The 16,019-nt window shown below is 37.1% G+C and carries 29 protein-coding genes; all 29 read left to right on the forward strand.

Translation table 11 applies throughout. The annotated features are described in order from the left end of the window. Window positions 1-6 precede the first annotated feature (6 nt). The 29 genes from MHH88_RS00600 to MHH88_RS00740 all read left to right on the forward strand — a co-directional run bounded on the left by MHH88_RS00600 (window position 7) and on the right by MHH88_RS00740 (window position 16,010). Window positions 7-951, forward strand: a complete 945-nt coding sequence (locus tag MHH88_RS00600; protein ID WP_339260901.1) for a RecT family recombinase — start codon at window positions 7-9, stop codon at window positions 949-951. A gap of 21 nt (window positions 952-972) precedes the next feature. Further along, window positions 973-1,428, forward strand: a complete 456-nt coding sequence (locus tag MHH88_RS00605) for a hypothetical protein (protein WP_339260903.1) — start codon at window positions 973-975, stop codon at window positions 1,426-1,428. Beyond that, a complete protein-coding gene (locus MHH88_RS00610) occupies window positions 1,403-2,104 on the forward strand; it encodes an MBL fold metallo-hydrolase (RefSeq protein WP_339260905.1) in 702 nt (233 codons plus the stop codon). Before MHH88_RS00605 ends, MHH88_RS00610 begins: the two co-directional genes overlap by 26 nt. 11 nt (window positions 2,105-2,115) lie before the next feature. Further along, entirely contained in the window at window positions 2,116-2,478 is a 363-nt protein-coding gene (locus MHH88_RS00615; RefSeq protein WP_339260907.1) for a hypothetical protein, read from the forward strand. Window positions 2,479-2,528: 50 nt separating this feature from the next. After that, window positions 2,529-3,173 carry a hypothetical protein gene (locus tag MHH88_RS00620; RefSeq protein ID WP_339260909.1) on the forward strand — a complete coding sequence of 215 codons (645 nt, stop codon included), beginning with the start codon at window positions 2,529-2,531 and terminating at the stop codon, window positions 3,171-3,173. A gap of 11 nt (window positions 3,174-3,184) precedes the next feature. Next, window positions 3,185-3,547, forward strand: coding sequence for a hypothetical protein (locus MHH88_RS00625; protein WP_339260911.1), 363 nt, complete (start codon window positions 3,185-3,187; stop codon window positions 3,545-3,547). Between the two features lie 15 nt (window positions 3,548-3,562). Next, a complete protein-coding gene (locus MHH88_RS00630) occupies window positions 3,563-3,790 on the forward strand; it encodes a hypothetical protein (protein WP_339260913.1) in 228 nt (75 codons plus the stop codon). A 15-nt stretch (window positions 3,791-3,805) separates the two neighbouring features. Continuing rightward, the gene (locus tag MHH88_RS00635; protein ID WP_339260915.1) at window positions 3,806-4,597 is read left to right on the forward strand and encodes a DnaD domain protein; all 792 of its coding nucleotides are present in this window, start codon (window positions 3,806-3,808) and stop codon (window positions 4,595-4,597) included. Further along, window positions 4,545-5,351 (forward strand): DnaA/Hda family protein, encoded by an 807-nt coding sequence (locus tag MHH88_RS00640; protein ID WP_339260917.1) that lies wholly within the window; start codon window positions 4,545-4,547, stop codon window positions 5,349-5,351. Before MHH88_RS00635 ends, MHH88_RS00640 begins: the two co-directional genes overlap by 53 nt. A gap of 35 nt (window positions 5,352-5,386) precedes the next feature. Continuing rightward, on the forward strand, window positions 5,387-5,677 hold the full coding sequence (locus tag MHH88_RS00645) for a hypothetical protein (RefSeq protein WP_339260920.1): 291 nt from the start codon (window positions 5,387-5,389) through the stop codon (window positions 5,675-5,677). Continuing rightward, window positions 5,677-6,069: a hypothetical protein gene (locus tag MHH88_RS00650; RefSeq protein WP_339260922.1), complete on the forward strand. Its 393-nt coding sequence runs from the start codon at window positions 5,677-5,679 to the stop codon at window positions 6,067-6,069. The genes MHH88_RS00645 and MHH88_RS00650 overlap by 1 nt, the downstream gene beginning before the upstream one ends. After that, the gene (locus tag MHH88_RS00655) at window positions 6,062-6,250 is read left to right on the forward strand and encodes a hypothetical protein (protein WP_107896602.1); all 189 of its coding nucleotides are present in this window, start codon (window positions 6,062-6,064) and stop codon (window positions 6,248-6,250) included. The genes MHH88_RS00650 and MHH88_RS00655 overlap by 8 nt, the downstream gene beginning before the upstream one ends. Then, the gene (locus MHH88_RS00660; RefSeq protein WP_339260926.1) at window positions 6,247-6,648 is read left to right on the forward strand and encodes a YopX family protein; all 402 of its coding nucleotides are present in this window, start codon (window positions 6,247-6,249) and stop codon (window positions 6,646-6,648) included. The genes MHH88_RS00655 and MHH88_RS00660 overlap by 4 nt, the downstream gene beginning before the upstream one ends. Next, window positions 6,645-6,920: a hypothetical protein gene (locus tag MHH88_RS00665; protein ID WP_339260928.1), complete on the forward strand. Its 276-nt coding sequence runs from the start codon at window positions 6,645-6,647 to the stop codon at window positions 6,918-6,920. Before MHH88_RS00660 ends, MHH88_RS00665 begins: the two co-directional genes overlap by 4 nt. Next, window positions 6,917-7,426 (forward strand): single-stranded DNA-binding protein, encoded by a 510-nt coding sequence (gene ssb, locus MHH88_RS00670; protein WP_339260930.1) that lies wholly within the window; start codon window positions 6,917-6,919, stop codon window positions 7,424-7,426. Before MHH88_RS00665 ends, ssb begins: the two co-directional genes overlap by 4 nt. A 22-nt stretch (window positions 7,427-7,448) precedes the next feature. Beyond that, a complete protein-coding gene (locus tag MHH88_RS00675; RefSeq protein ID WP_339260932.1) occupies window positions 7,449-7,628 on the forward strand; it encodes a hypothetical protein in 180 nt (59 codons plus the stop codon). Continuing rightward, window positions 7,625-8,221, forward strand: a complete 597-nt coding sequence (locus tag MHH88_RS00680) for a dUTP diphosphatase (RefSeq protein WP_339260934.1) — start codon at window positions 7,625-7,627, stop codon at window positions 8,219-8,221. The genes MHH88_RS00675 and MHH88_RS00680 overlap by 4 nt, the downstream gene beginning before the upstream one ends. A gap of 8 nt (window positions 8,222-8,229) precedes the next feature. Further along, window positions 8,230-8,409 carry a LuxR C-terminal-related transcriptional regulator gene (locus tag MHH88_RS00685; protein ID WP_339260936.1) on the forward strand — a complete coding sequence of 60 codons (180 nt, stop codon included), beginning with the start codon at window positions 8,230-8,232 and terminating at the stop codon, window positions 8,407-8,409. Between the two features lie 76 nt (window positions 8,410-8,485). Beyond that, window positions 8,486-9,139, forward strand: coding sequence for a hypothetical protein (locus MHH88_RS00690; RefSeq protein ID WP_339260938.1), 654 nt, complete (start codon window positions 8,486-8,488; stop codon window positions 9,137-9,139). Then, entirely contained in the window at window positions 9,136-9,561 is a 426-nt protein-coding gene (locus MHH88_RS00695) for a RusA family crossover junction endodeoxyribonuclease (RefSeq protein WP_339260940.1), read from the forward strand. Before MHH88_RS00690 ends, MHH88_RS00695 begins: the two co-directional genes overlap by 4 nt. Beyond that, window positions 9,546-9,800, forward strand: coding sequence for a helix-turn-helix domain-containing protein (locus MHH88_RS00700; protein WP_339260942.1), 255 nt, complete (start codon window positions 9,546-9,548; stop codon window positions 9,798-9,800). Before MHH88_RS00695 ends, MHH88_RS00700 begins: the two co-directional genes overlap by 16 nt. Before the next feature lie 31 nt (window positions 9,801-9,831). After that, window positions 9,832-10,095, forward strand: a complete 264-nt coding sequence (locus MHH88_RS00705) for a hypothetical protein (protein ID WP_339260944.1) — start codon at window positions 9,832-9,834, stop codon at window positions 10,093-10,095. 384 nt (window positions 10,096-10,479) lie between these two features. Beyond that, window positions 10,480-10,917, forward strand: a complete 438-nt coding sequence (locus tag MHH88_RS00710; protein ID WP_339260946.1) for a hypothetical protein — start codon at window positions 10,480-10,482, stop codon at window positions 10,915-10,917. 152 nt (window positions 10,918-11,069) lie between these two features. Next, entirely contained in the window at window positions 11,070-11,984 is a 915-nt protein-coding gene (locus MHH88_RS00715; RefSeq protein ID WP_339260948.1) for a potassium channel family protein, read from the forward strand. 594 nt (window positions 11,985-12,578) lie between these two features. After that, the gene (locus MHH88_RS00720; protein WP_339260950.1) at window positions 12,579-12,830 is read left to right on the forward strand and encodes a hypothetical protein; all 252 of its coding nucleotides are present in this window, start codon (window positions 12,579-12,581) and stop codon (window positions 12,828-12,830) included. Between the two features lie 168 nt (window positions 12,831-12,998). Continuing rightward, window positions 12,999-13,361, forward strand: coding sequence for a hypothetical protein (locus MHH88_RS00725; RefSeq protein WP_339260952.1), 363 nt, complete (start codon window positions 12,999-13,001; stop codon window positions 13,359-13,361). Window positions 13,362-13,494: 133 nt separating this feature from the next. Then, window positions 13,495-13,809, forward strand: a complete 315-nt coding sequence (locus MHH88_RS00730) for a hypothetical protein (protein WP_339260954.1) — start codon at window positions 13,495-13,497, stop codon at window positions 13,807-13,809. A gap of 70 nt (window positions 13,810-13,879) precedes the next feature. Then, window positions 13,880-14,755, forward strand: coding sequence for a terminase small subunit (locus tag MHH88_RS00735; protein WP_339260956.1), 876 nt, complete (start codon window positions 13,880-13,882; stop codon window positions 14,753-14,755). Next, a complete protein-coding gene (locus MHH88_RS00740) occupies window positions 14,745-16,010 on the forward strand; it encodes a PBSX family phage terminase large subunit (protein WP_339262970.1) in 1,266 nt (421 codons plus the stop codon). Before MHH88_RS00735 ends, MHH88_RS00740 begins: the two co-directional genes overlap by 11 nt. Window positions 16,011-16,019 lie beyond the last annotated feature (9 nt).

The raw sequence follows: 16,019 nt of genomic DNA on the forward strand, positions 1-16,019 counted from the left end.
TAAACAATGACAAATCAAGTAGCGCAACAACAAAACCAAGTAGAGCCAAAGGAAAAACAAAATGCTTTCGTTACAAAGGTAGCTGACAAAATCGCAGAGATGAAGCAGCAAGGTCAAATCAATTTACCGGATAATTATTCCGCAGTGAATGCTTTACAAGCTGCTTATTTCACACTTACAGAAGTTAGTTTCAGCGATAAAACAGCATTGATTGACAAAGTAACTCCTGAATCTGTTGCATTTGCTTTACAAGACATGGCTATTCAAGGTTTATCTGTAGCTAAAAAACAAGGATACTTTATACCTTACGGAAATAAATTGCAGTTCCTTCGCTCATATCACGGTACTCAAGCAGTACTCAAACGATTGCATGGTGTAAAAGATTTATGGGCAAATGTTATCTGGAAAGGCGAGGAGTTTGAAGTAGAATACAACGAACGTGGCCAACTTGCATTCAAAGCTCACAAGGTTAACTGGAAAGCTGCAACAGGTAAGAAAGAGGATATCGAAGGTGCATATTGCATCATTGAGCGTGAGGATGGCACACAGTTCCTAACGGTTATGACAATTGATGAAATTTTAACGGCTTGGACAACTGCCAAAACCCAAAATGTCCAAAATAAATATCCGCAAGAAATGGCTAAACGTACTGTTATAAACCGAGCTTCAAAGGCCTTTATTAACACATCTGATGATAGTGATCTTTTAATAGAGTCTGTTAACCGCACTATGGAGGACGAGTATGAACCTACTGTGAAAGACATGGGTGATATTGAAGAAGTGAAGCGAGAAATTGAGCAAAATGCCAACACGGAGGAACTCGATATTCAGGAACAACAACCAAAATCATCTGTCCAAGAAGCTGAATTTGTAGAGGTACAGCAACAAAATGAACCACCAAAACATCAAGAACAACAGCAAGCATCATTTGCGGATGGTCCTAATTTCTAACAAAAGAAAGAAGTTGATTAAATGACAAAGACTCATGGTCAAAGTGGTACGAAACTATATTACGTGTGGGTGGAAATGCGTCAACGGTGTAGAAATGTGAAAAGTAAGAAATACAAGCATTACGGGGGAAGAGGTATTCAGGTTTGCAACGAATGGCAAAAATTCGAAAACTTCTTCAAGTGGTCCCATTCAAATGGATACAAGGAAGGCTTATCTTTAGATCGAATTGATGTAAATGGAAATTACGAACCAACAAATTGCCGTTGGGCGACACAACTAGTTCAAGTAAATAACACTCGTAAAACTCCTATGTACTACTACAAAGGTAAAGAACAAAGTCTTGCAGACTGGGCAAGGGAACTAAATTTAAATTATTACACATTGAGAAGTCGCGCAAGGATAGGATGGACTCCTAAAGCTATGTTCGAAACGCCAATGGAGGGGAAAATGTTTGGTCGAGATAAAAACGTTCGCTAGTGGAAGTAAAGGTAATATGTACACTGTTTTTGATGGTAAAACTAAATTAATGCTTGAAGCTGGTATAAGCATTAAAGAAATAAAAAAAGCTTTGGAGTTTCAAACTTCTAATCTAGGTGGCGTGCTAGTTAGCCACGCACACCTAGATCATTCTAAATCCGTTAAAAACCTTTTGAAAATGGGGATAAACGTTTACTTATCTCAAGGTACAAAAGATACTCTGCAACTAGATAATCATCGTATCAAGGTCATTAAAAGTAAAGAACAATTTCGAATTGGTACATGGACCATATTGCCGTTTGATGTACAGCACGATGTAAACGAGCCATTAGGGTTCCTGTTGCAGTCAGACAATGGCTCAAAAATGCTTTTTGCAACTGACACTTATTACGTCAAATATCGTTTCACTGGGCTCACACATATTCTCATCGAATGTAATTACGATCAACAAACATTAGACGAAAACGTTGAGAGTGGTCGGATACACCCAGCAATGCGTAAAAGGGTTATGAAATCGCATTTCAGCTTAGAAAACTTATTAGAGTTCTTTAAAGCAAACGACTTGAGCAAGGTCGAAGAAATACACCTACTACATTTATCAGATGGCAACAGCAACACGGAGCGCATCTTTAAAGCAGTAGCACGACAGACAGGCAAGATGATTTTTATACCTTAGGAGGAATTGATTTGGAACACACTAAAACATTAGAAATTACTGAATCGTTAGCTAGTATGATTGAAGATTATTCGATCGAGTTAGAGGAAGCAATTGAAAACGAACAACCGAGAGAACCGGAAATCAGTGACGGTTACTTACTAGATGAATTATTGAAAATGCAAGAAGCTCTTTATGAGGATGAGGTTCGTGAGGGTGCTCTGTATGAATCATTTACATTAATCACGGATAAACCTGTTATTTTGTACAGCACCATGGAATCCATAACGATGATGGGTGGAAGAAAACAAACATTGAAGGTTATGAGCATTGTTGAAGTGAAACCTATGCCAGATGGTCAAATGATGATTGAGATTCTAGCGCGGGAATTGTAATAAGTCTGTGATTAGAAATTTGAATATTGAAAATATGGAGGGCGAAAAACATGGCAGTAGCATTAAAAAATGAAATCGAAGTAGTTGGACGAGAAAGATTAACACCTGCTTTAGAGGTAGCGAAAAAGTTTACAGCTGTATCACAAGCTAGACCAGCATTGACTTATGTAGCTTTAAAAGAAAATGGTGAGATTCATGCAACAGATAGTCATCGGGCTATAATCCTGAAGAACATTCACTCCTACAAAGAAGAGCTGTTATTGAACTATAAAACATTGGATTTAATGAAGGGTTACAACTATCCAGATATAAGTAGGTTATTAGACGTAGGAGATCATAAACAGTCCTCTTTCCGTTTATCCAAAGAAGATGCTTTGCAACTAATACCTGCAATTAAATTTATAAAGGCTAACAAGTTTTTAACGATGAAATTCACGTTTACGAATGATTCTATTGAACTTTCGGTACCTGGTATTCACTTGAAATTAGATGGTTTTGAATTTGAAATTGAGCAACATAAAGAGGCAGAAAATACACTCACTTTCACAACTGGTTACTTATTAGACGCTTTAGAAGCATTCATTAAGTTTTCTTCAAATGAAAACATTACTGTTCACCATCAAGGAGCATTAAGAATTTTTATTCTTGAAAACGAAGAAATGGCTATAGGAGTTTTACCACGCAGAGTTTACTAGGAGGGCTAACCATGAAAGTCTTGGAAAACCAAACATTATTTCAATGTGATCATTGTGGTAAACGATTACTCACTAAGCGCGGCGCCAAAATTCACGAGGAAGAGTATTGCAATAGTTCTACTCAATTAATCGATAAAGGCTATGAAATTTTGATTAATTGCCAACACGATTGGAAAGAACGATGGGCACCGATACCAGGTGAAGAACATTTAAACCAACCTAGTCACGACGAATGTATTAAATGCGGTGCAGAAGATTACTTAGTGTATGACTTCAAAGGCTTTATTAAAGCGAAAGAGGATATTTCTGAACGCATGTTACGTAGGATTGCGACTCTCGACAGAGATAAAAAGCGTTACGGCATAGATTTTTGATAGGAGGGCTGATACATGAACAAAACCATTAAATTAAAACTTGAACAAATTCGGAAAGAGATCATCAAAGAAATTATTGCTCAAAAAACTAACCAACAACTAGATACAAACACAGCATTTAAATTTATTCAAGAAATCAATAATGCAACTTATAAGGAGCTGCAATCTTTAGCTGTAGAGTCTGTAATTCATGATAAAAATGTTAGTTATTTATTTATAGATGGCATATCACTGCCATTTTAGGAGAGGTGAGGGCAAATGGGCATCATCCGAGTGGCTAAGAACAGCAACTATGTAGTGATGAATCGAACAGCATTGAACGACAACCGGCTATCTTGGAAAGCTAAAGGCATAATGGCATACATGCTTTCAATGCCAGATGATTGGGTGTTTTATATTGATGAGTTAATGACTCACTCAACAGACGGCAAGGCATCATTTAGAGCTGGTTTCAATGAATTAAAGACATGCGGCTACATTGAACGTAAACCTATTCGCGAAGGGCAAAGAATTAAAGAATGGGAAACAATCGTTCATGAAGTACCTATAAATTCTCTACTTACCGATTTTCAAGAAGTAGAAAAGCAAGAAGTAGAAAACCAAGAAGTAGGTTTTCAAGAAGTAGAAAATCGAACACTACTAAGTACTGATAATAACCAAGTATTGAATAAACCAAATACTGATAATAACCAAGTACTGACAGAGAGAGAAGAGAGTCAGTCGGTCAATCCGTTCCTAGAGATTAAAAATTGCTATGATTCAACAATTCGAATCAGTAATTTTACGGATCATCGAAAAATGGACAGGATTCTCGAACTATATCCTGACTACTTATTAATTATTGAAGCAATAAAACTTACTGCTGATTTAGGTAGATCAAGCGTTGAGTATGTTGAAGGAATTTTACGTAACTGGGCCTTAGAAAAAGGAGTTAATTCATACGTAGATTGGCAGGTGAAGATTGATGGAAAGAATGGGCGACCGAATGGCAGCAGTAATGGAGGAGCTAAGGGCCAGAAGCCAGTTGTGTTCGGAGACTACAGTAGCTGAGGAACCTGATTACAACTGTCCTAGATGCAAAGATGCTGGCAGTTACTTAGTCCGCAAAAAGAACGGTTACTTTATCCGAGGGGTTGAAGTTGAACAAGACTATTACGTTGAGTGCGAGTGTAGCAAAATGCTCAAGATTAATAGACTCATTAAATCGAGTGCGATTACAGAAGAGTTTCAGAAAATGAGCTTTAAAAACTTCTCAACTGACGGTGTACATCCGAAAGTTGTTGAAATGAAAAGCAAGGCCAATCAGTATTACGCAGCATTTGAGCAGATTAAAGGATACAGACAGAACAGCATCATGTTAATTGGACAACCTGGTTGCGGCAAAACACATTTGCTTACAGCTATATCGAATTATCTGATTCATGCTAAACAAGTACCCGTTCTCTACTTCCCTTATAAGGATGGGATGAACAATCTTGCTGCTAACAATTTTGAACGTAAAAACGAAATTATGGACCGTATGAAGGAAATTGATGTCCTGTTTATCGACGATCTATTCAAGCCAATCGGTGGAAAGGTTGATGTGAAATCATGGCAAGCTGAATCCATTTTTGAAGTGGTCAATTATCGCTATCTCAATAACAAGCCGTTGCTAATATCCAGTGAATTATCACTAGATGACATGCTTTATATCGATGAGGCGTTAACAAGTCGGTTGTTTGAAATGGCACAAGATTTCACGGTAACGATTCCGAAAGACATGAAAGTGAATTACCGATTACGCAAGGTATTTGAACATAGATAGAGGGGCGCACAGCCCCTTGATTGGAGGGCGAAGGGATGCACGTAATTGAAACAAAAATAAAAGAAACTATCAGAGTAATTCATAACAATTTAGATGCAATGCATGAAAATATCGAAACATTGAAACGAAATGGTTATTCAGGGAACACACGTTATAGCATGGTTGGTATTCCGTTAGTGACAGAAGAAATGGGCGATGTATTGAACGTTGGAGAGTTTATAGCAAGACATCCAGAAGTAGAAGTGCAGTATCCGAAAGAAAATGATTACTTTCATACACGTCCATACATTTACGTCACAGAACACGAACGCGAGGTGAATGAGTGATGAATCAAGAACAGTTGAATGCTATTAAAGAACGTGCTTTAAATGCAACGGATGGCCCGTGGCAAGTGTATGAAATGGAAGATGGAACACATATCGGCACAGCCGAGCATCATCCACAATTAAAATCACCAATGCATGTCGTAACAATGATTTACTGGGGTGATAAACCACATAGTCGTGTATTTATTGATAAGGATAATGCTGAATTTATTAAACATGCGATTACAGATGTGCCAGCGCTTGTTGCTGAGGTTGAGAGGTTGCGAGAAACACTTGCGTTTTATGCAAATGGGAATAGTTATTTTGTAGTTGATATGTATGATGAATCAGTAATTATGAGAGATAAAGGTGATAAAGCTCGTAGAGCATTGAGTGGTGAAGCTGATGAATGAGCAATATCTAATCGATCAGCTAGTGTTACACGTTGGGCTCTACAAGAAATACCAGTACAAAGAAAACGAAATTGGGTTTTATCAGAACTTAGAAGCTTTACGAGTGCTGAAAGGTCTTTGCACACAGGATGAGGCGTTAGATTATGCAATCTCAATTACAGAAGGGGTGAAGGCTGCATGAGTAGAGAGATTAAGTTTCGTGCTTGGATTTCAGAACTAAACAAAATGGTGCAAGTGGTATCACACAATTTTGAAGTAGGCGGGACTTATTTTAAAGATTTAAATGGACGAGAAGGTTTTATTAACAAAGGCGTTATTCTTCGCGAATACACAGGCTTAAAGGACAAGAACGGCAAGGAGATTTATGAAGGAGATATTTTAAAAACTCCTTCATTAAGTGGAAAAGGAGACATTATAACAACTATAGAGTGGAGTGAATTTAGTTGGAAAGAGAAATTAATTTATTCACCTATTCACCAATTTTACGAGTATTTTGATTTCTCGGATGAAACTGGTGAAGATTCTGAAGTCATCGGCAATATTTACGAAAACCCTGAATTGCTGGAGGAAACTGCATGACAGAGATTAAATGGCGTAAAGGCGACATCATACACAATCGTTATGCAGGGCATCCAACGAACAAATATTTTATCTACTTAGGTGTTTCTGGCAGGTATGTAAACGGACTAACATTGCGAAAAGGTAAAGACATCAAAGAGTGTCAGTTCTACAAAAGTTCCATGAACGAAATGTTAGATGGTGAGCCAGCCTTTCAAGTTGTTGGACATACAATTGCTTTTGACGTGATGAAGCAAGATTTATTGAAATTTATTGAGGAGGAAACAGCATGATTAACCGCACTGTCATCGTTGGAAGATTGGTTGCTGATCCGGAGCTCCGTTATACTCCGTCAGGCATTGCCTCTTGTAAGTTCCGAGTAGCCGTCAATAGAACATTCAAAGGACAAAACGGTGAACAAGAAGCTGATTTCATTAGTTGCATAGCTTGGCGTAAACAAGCCGAGAATCTAGCTAACTTCATGAAAAAAGGAAATTTAATAGGTTTGGAAGGGCGAATCCAAACAGGTAGCTATGAGGGGCAGGATGGCAAGCGTGTATACACTACTGACGTTGTAGCCGACAGCATCCAATTCTTAGAGCCAAGAAACAGCGCAGGAAGCTCACAGAGCACGTCAAACTATCAATCTAGTACAAATACAGGTGGAACGTATCAAAACCCACCACAGGGCAATTATGGCGGTAATAACAACCAGTCAAATTATACAAGGGTGGATGAAGATCCGTTTGCGAATAGTAAAGGGCCGATTGAGGTCAATTCTGACGATTTACCTTTCTAAAAATTAAATCGAGGTGATAGGAATGGTACCACTAAGAAAAATCACCAAGGCTAGAACAGCACGAGAGTTAGAACGATTGATTGAGGATGACAAGGAAAGAGGTTGGAACGTAGCGAGTAGAGTTAATCATTTCCCACATCATTCAAGACCGTATCAAATACTAATGAAATTCGAAACAGATAAGGAGCATGTGAAATTATGAACTTAACTAAATTATTCGAAACACAGGCAGCGTTGGACGAGCACATCATGCAGGAGCATCCGGAATTAAGAGGGCAGAACAATCTTGATTGGAAGCTACTAGCGTTACAAGTGGAGCTTAGTGAATGTGCAAATGAATGGCGTGGGTTTAAGAAGTGGAGTAAGGACCAGAAGCCGAGGAACAAGGTTAAATGTGAAATATGTAATGGTAAAGGTAAGGTCCGTTACAATCCGTATGATGTATGGTTTATAGGATGCTCTGATTGTAATGGTAATGGATATACAAATTCACTTCTCGAAGATTACGTTGACTGCTTGCATTTCATTTTGAGTATTGGGTTGGAATTAGTTGTTAATCCAACTTTAGTGTGGGATGACATTACAACAGATGAATCAGATATTACACGAAAATTTTTAGATATTACCTCTAGAATTCTGGAAGTGGATCAGTGGGAAAATACAGACTCTTGGGAGGAGCTTTTTGAGGAATTTTATCTGTTAGGTAAGTTGCTTGGCTTCACATGGGAAGAGGTAGCAGAAGCTTACTACGCTAAGAACAAGGTCAACCATGAGCGTCAAAACGCTGGCTATTAAGGTGCTACATGAAAGAATACGCACTCTTCAAAGGTGAACAGATGGTAGCCATAGGAACAGTTGAGGAAATAGCACAGGAACGTGGTGTTAAACCTAAGACAATTCATTTCTACATGTCTAGGGCTTATCAAAGACGTGCCAAAAGTAAAGTTAATAATAGATTGCAGCTCATTAAACTTGAGGATTAAATACACGCTGCTGGTAGAACGGCATTAGGTTGTTTTATCAGCAGATTAATGAGAGTGCTAATAAGGATGTGGAAATATGAAAGAATCAGATCTGTATGAACCTTTAAAGCAATTTTTACTCAATCAAATGTGTTGCCATAGTGTCTATGCAGAAGTAGGCATGTATGATGTTGTTGCCTTAAAGGGCGGCGTTACTGTTGTTGTAGAAATGAAAAAACATCTAAATTTCAAAGTTTTAGAACAAGCATACAGAGCAAGAACAGCAAGTGATTATTATTTCATCTCAGTACCTGAACCAAAACAATATCATGGGTGGTTTATCCGCGATATTTTAAAGAAGTATGGCATTGGATTAATTTATGTAGATGTAGAAAAACAACAGGCACATATTGAGGAATGGGGAGCGAGAAGCCGCGCCAAAAACCATTCAATAAGGCACCTTATCAGAGAAGGCTATCACGACAAATTGACAGGTGGTTTAAAGAGTGGTGAGTTCCGTACGGAATATGGCGAAACTATCGAACGTGTGAAGACATTCTTGAAATGGCACAGACGAGATAGATGGGCCACAGTTGATGAAATACTCGAATATGTACAAACACATTACTCTAGTCCGAAAGCTAGCTTAACGGCCACGTTAAAAGAAACTTGGAATGCAGAATGGTGTGAATGGAAGATTGAAAAACGAAAGACTTATTTTCGCTATGTAGAAGAAGGTGAACAAACATGAACGTACTCAAAATTGAAATACCAGGAGTCATTCAACCACAAGAACGACCAAGATTTAGCAGACGTGGTAAAGGAGTAGTTACACATGATGCTCCAAAGAGCAGAGACTTCAAAGACTTTGTAAAGCTTGTAGCATGGCAAAATAAGCCGTCAGAGTTGATTACAGAGCCTATTAAACTAAAAGCTGATATTTATCTCATGCCACCAAAGAAATACCATACAGGGCCAAAGAGAGCGTTAATAGCTAGTGGAGAATTAAGACCAACAACTAAGCCCGATCTCGACAATCTGATTAAAGGTATAAAAGATGGGATGAGCAAAGTTATCTGGCATGATGATGCTCAAATAGTGGAGATGACGGTATGTAAATATTATTCAGAGCAACCAAGGGCAGAGGTGACGATTGAATGGCAAGAAAAGTAGAGAATCGATACATTTTATTCACTGGTGAGGTCCATGAAATCGTTAAATTTGATTTTACACAACGTCAAATAGAAACATTCATCACGCTTTGGAATCAAGGATATCCAATCAACAAAATTGCTGACAGGCTAAATACAAGTAAGGTGAGTGTGGCTTTGATTGCTATGGACCTTGAAATGGCTGGACGGATTGAGCCAAGAGCTGGTGGGTTGTTAGGAAAAAGGAAAGTGGTTAGTTGAAAGAAAGTGTTCAGTAAAAAGGAGAATGAAAATGACTTTCGTATTACCGTTCGAAGATAAATTTTGTGGAGAAGTTAGAAAGATTTATGCGGTTAATAACGACAATCCCAAAGGTGGATTTCGTAGCAGTGTAACTACCTCTGAATCTTGCCCTCATTGCAATGAACGCAATTTTTTCAGAGTTTATGACCATAAATCAGAATACAAAAAATATGGATGGTTCATTGAAGTTTACGATTGTAAATGTCCTAATTGTAGGAAAGAATTTGATTTAGAAATCGAACATGAAATTTAGGATTAACTGCACATTTTGAGTAAAAAATGAAAAAAGTTTGGTAGGAACATACCTGCCAAACTTTAAGGATTAGTTTGTTCGAGATTTTCTAAAGTAAAATTTCCCTAGAACAGCTATGACTATAACTATCCAAATTGGTTTATATGGCAAAACAATTATATTCCAAATGGCCGAAATAGTCTTAACCATACTTTCAAATATTCCATATATAAATGCTAAATCTATCATATTCCACCTGCTTTCTTTTTAACCAAATTATAACATATTGATAGATTTAGAAAAGAAAAAGCCGCAGCGTCATCACACGCTACAGCTCGAATTGGTTCATGCCCTTTTAGGCTTGTCAGATAAGTCATTATATCACAACTTAGGAGGGCAAACCTAATGGGCAAACAAGGGCAAATTAAAGTAACAAAAGAGAATTTACTTCAGTGGATTGAAAATTATCGATGGATGGTTGAAACTATTGAGGAAGCAAGACAGCCTGTAGCAAAGGTTGATAACAACAGTTACATTGGGGCTAAAACAGCTATGTATGGTATTGAGGCAACACTACCAAAGGCTAGTGGAGGCACAAGTGATCCGGTGTTTACAGAAGTACAACGTCGTGTATATTCCCTAAATTATCGTATTAAGGAATATGAGCAAAAGATTGCGGAAGTGCAAGTGCGTATACCACTAGTAACTGGAGACAGGGAGATTGAGGTACTTCATAGATTGCTGGATGGTGATAGCATGCGTGCCATTGGTAAGCATATGAGATTATCTAGTACGACCATTTTTAGAGTAAGAAATAATATTTTAAGTCAGATGATGAAGTAGCCAATGAGCTACTTCTTTTTAATTCCATTTGTTCAATAATCGGAACAATTTAAATATAAAACTTTCGATAATATTTATGGATATTTATGTTAAAATTAATATAAGAATTTCCCAAATATTTTTTTTGGAAATAAGCGCTAAGAGGTGAAGTCATGAAGAAGTTCTTAAAAAAGCTTACTACATTTAAACCATATGTATATGGGGGACTTTATTTAATTTTAATCCCGCTATATGCAATTCTTTTTACTATTTTACCAGAATCCGGCTTTCAACTAAATAATCATCATGCTGGCTTTTACAGTAGTTTTTACTTTAGTATTGTTACAATAACTACGCTAGGATACGGCGATATTACACCTATTGGAAAGATAGCTCAATTTCTTGTGGCATCTGAGGCTATTTTAGGAATCATTCTAATCGGGCTTTTTCTAAATTCTTTATCTCATCAGCACGGAATTGAAGTCCAAAAAATCGAAAAACTGAAACAACAAAAGAAAGATAAAGATCAAGCAAAAGAGAGGTTTTCAGCCTTTAATCGATTAGTTGAGTTAAAGATAAAAAGATATAGAGACTATTTAATTCCAATAACTACTCCGTTGAGTAAAAGAGATTCTAATACCATTAATGAAGATTTCAGTTTTAATGATATGCAAGACCTATATCTAACGACTGCTAGATTGACTGATGATTTACTCGCTCCAGCAATTCAATATTACTATGAAAGTCTGGAAGAATTATTAGAATCTATTGAAGAATTAGTGAAACTCGGATACATACACCATTGGCCAGATTTGGAATATTACTGTCTTAAATTTATAGAAGTTGCTAAGGAATTAGATACTAGCGCCTTTATATTAAGCCAACCAAATACAAACCTTGGAAGTCAAAAGGCCGTAGAATATTATGCTGAAATGATAAAAAATCATAAAGGAGAAGTGGAATATATTCCAGGTGGTAATAGCATAAACCCTTACATTTCTCTTTACTATCTTATCCTCCATAGTTTAGAATTCACAAAAAAATACAGAGAAATGGCTTTAGAGATTATCGAAGACGAAGAAAATTAAGTTGCACTTATGTTCCTAAAGAAATCAAAATGTAAGCAATAGTTTAATGAACAGTTCCAAAATAATCCGCGCGAATGTGGAACAAAAGGAACAAATGAAACAGATGTAACAAAAAGAACAAATGTAAAACATGTACGATAGTTTGTGATTGAAAAATTGTATTGTAAACTCGGAGGTAGGTTCGGTGCGGTAAAGGTTTCCTCCCTTGGTATTTATAAAAACCTAAATATTAGGGAAAGACAGACCGACGACCGACCAGCGCCGAGCAAATTAGTTCGGAGCATGACATACATGGCCGGCCCATATTTTTTAAGAGATTAGGTATCTTAATTAATATAAAAGGCTAAAAATCGGAATAAGGAGTGGTTTTTATGTGAACTTCGTCCACTTTCCATAATTCAGTCAAACGTTACTAAACGTGCACGGAAATGCACGAACACAATTCGATTACAATAATAACGTGGTGTAGCTCTACCACGGTTGCTAGAAGTGAGCTAACTCGACAGTTTTACCACAATAGAATAATAGACGAATGCAGGCCTTCATCCAGCGCAGGGATGGGGGCTTTTATTAATGAATTGAGGAGGGATTAACATGTTAACAAAACAAGATTTAATTAATATTTTCTCAGTAGCAAGAGAAAAAGAGTTACCGTTCGTTGTTGTTGGTATTGAAGCAGAAGGTACAAAAGAAGCTATCGTTGTTCCATCTGAATCATTTGATGCAAAAGAACAATTCTATGTGAATGTTTATAGCGATGAATTAGTTCATGTGATGAATAGTAAGGTTAGAATCTTTAATGTCATTGCAACAGGTGCAGATGGTATTACGTATATCTTCAACTGACAACATCTGGTTAAGCCATTCAACTTGAGTGGCTTTTTATTTTGCTTTGAAAACTGCATCAAACAGCCAAAGCGCTTTGAGTTGAGAGGGTAGAGTTTGGTGTGGTTTTGAGAGCAGATTATGGTAATTCATTACAATGTGTTTTATGATGGAGTAGGAGGGATAAATATGAATGAAAAACAATTACAAGGAATTAAAGAAACCTTAAAAGCAATAAGAGGTAGTTTATCTAAAATAAGTTTATATGAAAAAGATTTGGGTGACAAAAAAAATATCGATAGAACTTCGGTGATTTATTTGCTTAGTAAGGCGTATAGTGATTTTAGTTATTTAAAGTCAATACATTATGTTGATCCTTGTAGCATGATTAAATTTGATGAATTTATTTATGAATATAACAGGTTCTGTAAAGAAGTTGATTGTTATATCGACTGTGCTGAAAGTATCGATTCATTACTTATCTCTTGTAGGGAAATTAATTACTTAATTGATGAATTAGAAGAATTATTAATCAATCAAGTAAGACAATAAACTTCTTAAAAGTGAATATCGAGCAATTTCACCTTTGCTGCTAAGGCAACGGTACTTACTTTTGAGAGCAGAAAGTTATTACATATATTTCATCTTCTGGTTTATGATTGGATTAAGATGGGAGGTGAATAAGATGGCAAGAGAAAATGCGTTGTTTTTCGAAAATTTATGTAGACGTGCATTAGGTGCAGATGATAGAGGAGCACTTGGTGGGCTAGTAGATGCTGATAATCTAAATATTGTTGGTGTAGGATATTATGTAATTGCAGCTTCTTTAGCGCCTTATTATAAAATTTCGAATCAAGAAAAAAGAGAGCTAATCGATAATTACTTAGAAAAATATCTAGATTTATCTGATATAGGTACACCATACGAGGACTATGACGATAGATTAGGCAAAGCAAAGCAAGAATTCCGGGTGTTAATCGAACAATTAGAAGAAAATTAGGATTAAGAAAGTCACGTTCATTCGAGCGTGGCTTTTTATTTGGTTTTTTTGGAGGTGGTGTTTATGAGATATGGCTAATTGGGATGAAATTAAACATGAGTGGGAAACCACAAAAATTACACTTGCTGATCTTGCTGAAAAGCATGACATAAAGCTTGGTACATTGAAGAGTCGAAAGAGCCGTGATGGTAAAGACGGCAATCCATGGACAAGAGATGCAACTGCTAAAAAGGATGCAACCAAAACAACTAAGGTTGCAACCGTAAAAGAGGATGCATCCAAAGATGAAATTGTCTATTTTACCGATGATGACGATAATGGTTTAAATGATAAACAACAGCTATTTGTCGCTTATTACGTGAAGTGTTGGAATGCTACTAAGGCATATCAAAAAGTTTATGGGTGTGCTTATACAACAGCAATGGTTGAGGGAAGTAAACACCTAAGAAACCCTAAGATTAGGGAAGAAATCATAAAGGTTCGTGATGGATTGACTGAGGATGCACTACTCGACAAACGTACCTTGATTCAAAAGTGGATAGACATCGCCTTTGCTGACATCAAAGACTATATGAAATTTGGCAGGCAGGAAGAAATCATTTACAACGAGGATGGTCAACCAGAGCTTGATATGAACGGCAATGTTAAAACTTACGCATTCAACTATGTACATCTGAATGAATCTGCTGAAATAGATGGCTCACTTGTTACAGAGGTTAAGCAAGGAAAGGATGGCATAACTGTCAAACTTGCTGACAAAATGAAAGCACTTGAGTTCTTGTCGAAACATATGGATTTACTTAATGAAAACGAGTTAAAGCAATTGAAAGAAGAAAAAGTTAAAGCTGATATTGCAAAGATTCGTTCCGAAACAAAAGATAGTAGCAATGCAACTGTTACTCCAGTCTTTGTTGATGACATTGGTGGTGAAGATGATGGCAGTTAAAAAACTATCTGAATTGATACCACCAGCATTTCATCCGGTATGGAGAGCCTCTGTTGCATCCGATATTTTAAACGTTGTATGTAAGGGCGGTCGTGGTTCAGGTAAATCATCAGACGTAGCACATATCATTGTGCAATTGCTTATGAGATACGCTGTTAACGCTGTAGGCATACGTAAAGTGGATAACACCATTGAGACATCTATATTTGAGCAAATGAAGTGGGCCATAAATGAGCAAGGTGTTTCGCATCTCTTTAAAATCAATAAATCACCTATGCGGATAACTTACATTCCGCGGGGTAACTACATGATATTCCGTGGTGCACAAGATCCTACTCGAATAAAATCATTAAAGAGTGCCAACTTTCCTTTTGCAATCGCATGGCTAGAGGAATTAGCTGAATTTAAGACAGAAGAAGAAGTAACGACCATTACCAACTCATTACTACGTGGTGAGCTTGAGAATGGTCTTTTTTATAAGTTTTTTTACACATATAACCCACCGAAGCGTAAACAGTCCTGGGTGAATAAGAAGTATGAGAGCTCATTTCAGCCAGATAACACATTTGTTCATAAGTCTACTTACCTTGATAACCCATTTATCTCAAAACAGTTTATCGAGGAAGCAGAGGCGGCTAAACAGCGTAATGAATTACGGTATCGCTGGGAATACCTCGGAGAAGCGATAGGGAGTGGTGTTGTGCCGTTTGATAACTTACAAATTGAAAAAGGTTCAATTACTGATGAAATGGTAGCATCCTTTGACAATATCCGTAATGGTGTTGACTTCGGGTATGCTACTGATCCGCTGGCATTTGTACGTTGGCATTATGACAAAAAGAAAAATGGAATCTACGCAATCGATGAAATTTATGGCGTGAAAATCAGTAATCGTAAGTTAGCAGAGAAATTAAAGGCTAAAGGGTACCCATCGGACCGTATGGCAGCTGATTCAGCAGAGCCGAAATCTATTGCTGAATTAAGAGACGAGTTACAAATCCCACGCATTTACGGTGTTAAAAAAGGGCCTGACAGTGTTGAATATGGCGAGGAATGGTTAGATGATTTAGATTTCATTTGCATTGACCCAGTACGTACACCAAACATAGCACGAGAGTTTGAGAACATCGATTACCAAACAGATAAAGACGGCAATCCTATTCCTCGCTTAGAGGATAAGGATAACCACACTATCGATGCAACACGCTATGCATTTGAAGAAGATATGCGTGGTAGCACATACAGTTTTGATTAGAAAGAGGTG

Origin of the sequence: Lysinibacillus sp. FSL K6-3209, from assembly GCF_037976175.1 — a bacterium.
Taxonomy (GTDB): domain Bacteria; phylum Bacillota; class Bacilli; order Bacillales_A; family Planococcaceae; genus Lysinibacillus; species Lysinibacillus sphaericus_D.

What these genes read in the sequence shown, in the direction of transcription:
- MHH88_RS00665 (WP_339260928.1), top strand. Translation starts at nt 6,645, where the DNA reads ATGACAGAGATTAAATGGCGTAAAGGCGACATCATACACAATCGTTAT.
- MHH88_RS00675 (WP_339260932.1), top strand. Translation starts at nt 7,449, where the DNA reads ATGGTACCACTAAGAAAAATCACCAAGGCTAGAACAGCACGAGAGTTA.
- MHH88_RS00660 (WP_339260926.1), top strand. Translation starts at nt 6,247, where the DNA reads ATGAGTAGAGAGATTAAGTTTCGTGCTTGGATTTCAGAACTAAACAAA.
- MHH88_RS00710 (WP_339260946.1), top strand. Translation starts at nt 10,480, where the DNA reads ATGGGCAAACAAGGGCAAATTAAAGTAACAAAAGAGAATTTACTTCAG.
- MHH88_RS00600 (WP_339260901.1), top strand. Translation starts at nt 7, where the DNA reads ATGACAAATCAAGTAGCGCAACAACAAAACCAAGTAGAGCCAAAGGAA.
- MHH88_RS00715 (WP_339260948.1), top strand. Translation starts at nt 11,070, where the DNA reads ATGAAGAAGTTCTTAAAAAAGCTTACTACATTTAAACCATATGTATAT.
- MHH88_RS00645 (WP_339260920.1), top strand. Translation starts at nt 5,387, where the DNA reads ATGCACGTAATTGAAACAAAAATAAAAGAAACTATCAGAGTAATTCAT.
- MHH88_RS00700 (WP_339260942.1), top strand. Translation starts at nt 9,546, where the DNA reads ATGGCAAGAAAAGTAGAGAATCGATACATTTTATTCACTGGTGAGGTC.
- MHH88_RS00705 (WP_339260944.1), top strand. Translation starts at nt 9,832, where the DNA reads ATGACTTTCGTATTACCGTTCGAAGATAAATTTTGTGGAGAAGTTAGA.
- MHH88_RS00720 (WP_339260950.1), top strand. Translation starts at nt 12,579, where the DNA reads ATGTTAACAAAACAAGATTTAATTAATATTTTCTCAGTAGCAAGAGAA.
- MHH88_RS00680 (WP_339260934.1), top strand. Translation starts at nt 7,625, where the DNA reads ATGAACTTAACTAAATTATTCGAAACACAGGCAGCGTTGGACGAGCAC.
- MHH88_RS00690 (WP_339260938.1), top strand. Translation starts at nt 8,486, where the DNA reads ATGAAAGAATCAGATCTGTATGAACCTTTAAAGCAATTTTTACTCAAT.
- MHH88_RS00635 (WP_339260915.1), top strand. Translation starts at nt 3,806, where the DNA reads ATGGGCATCATCCGAGTGGCTAAGAACAGCAACTATGTAGTGATGAAT.
- MHH88_RS00735 (WP_339260956.1), top strand. Translation starts at nt 13,880, where the DNA reads ATGGCTAATTGGGATGAAATTAAACATGAGTGGGAAACCACAAAAATT.
- MHH88_RS00655 (WP_107896602.1), top strand. Translation starts at nt 6,062, where the DNA reads ATGAATGAGCAATATCTAATCGATCAGCTAGTGTTACACGTTGGGCTC.
- MHH88_RS00620 (WP_339260909.1), top strand. Translation starts at nt 2,529, where the DNA reads ATGGCAGTAGCATTAAAAAATGAAATCGAAGTAGTTGGACGAGAAAGA.
- MHH88_RS00640 (WP_339260917.1), top strand. Translation starts at nt 4,545, where the DNA reads ATGGAGGAGCTAAGGGCCAGAAGCCAGTTGTGTTCGGAGACTACAGTA.
- ssb (WP_339260930.1), top strand. Translation starts at nt 6,917, where the DNA reads ATGATTAACCGCACTGTCATCGTTGGAAGATTGGTTGCTGATCCGGAG.
- MHH88_RS00725 (WP_339260952.1), top strand. Translation starts at nt 12,999, where the DNA reads ATGAATGAAAAACAATTACAAGGAATTAAAGAAACCTTAAAAGCAATA.
- MHH88_RS00625 (WP_339260911.1), top strand. Translation starts at nt 3,185, where the DNA reads ATGAAAGTCTTGGAAAACCAAACATTATTTCAATGTGATCATTGTGGT.
- MHH88_RS00650 (WP_339260922.1), top strand. Translation starts at nt 5,677, where the DNA reads ATGAATCAAGAACAGTTGAATGCTATTAAAGAACGTGCTTTAAATGCA.
- MHH88_RS00695 (WP_339260940.1), top strand. Translation starts at nt 9,136, where the DNA reads ATGAACGTACTCAAAATTGAAATACCAGGAGTCATTCAACCACAAGAA.
- MHH88_RS00730 (WP_339260954.1), top strand. Translation starts at nt 13,495, where the DNA reads ATGGCAAGAGAAAATGCGTTGTTTTTCGAAAATTTATGTAGACGTGCA.
- MHH88_RS00605 (WP_339260903.1), top strand. Translation starts at nt 973, where the DNA reads ATGACAAAGACTCATGGTCAAAGTGGTACGAAACTATATTACGTGTGG.
- MHH88_RS00630 (WP_339260913.1), top strand. Translation starts at nt 3,563, where the DNA reads ATGAACAAAACCATTAAATTAAAACTTGAACAAATTCGGAAAGAGATC.
- MHH88_RS00685 (WP_339260936.1), top strand. Translation starts at nt 8,230, where the DNA reads ATGAAAGAATACGCACTCTTCAAAGGTGAACAGATGGTAGCCATAGGA.
- MHH88_RS00740 (WP_339262970.1), top strand. Translation starts at nt 14,745, where the DNA reads ATGGCAGTTAAAAAACTATCTGAATTGATACCACCAGCATTTCATCCG.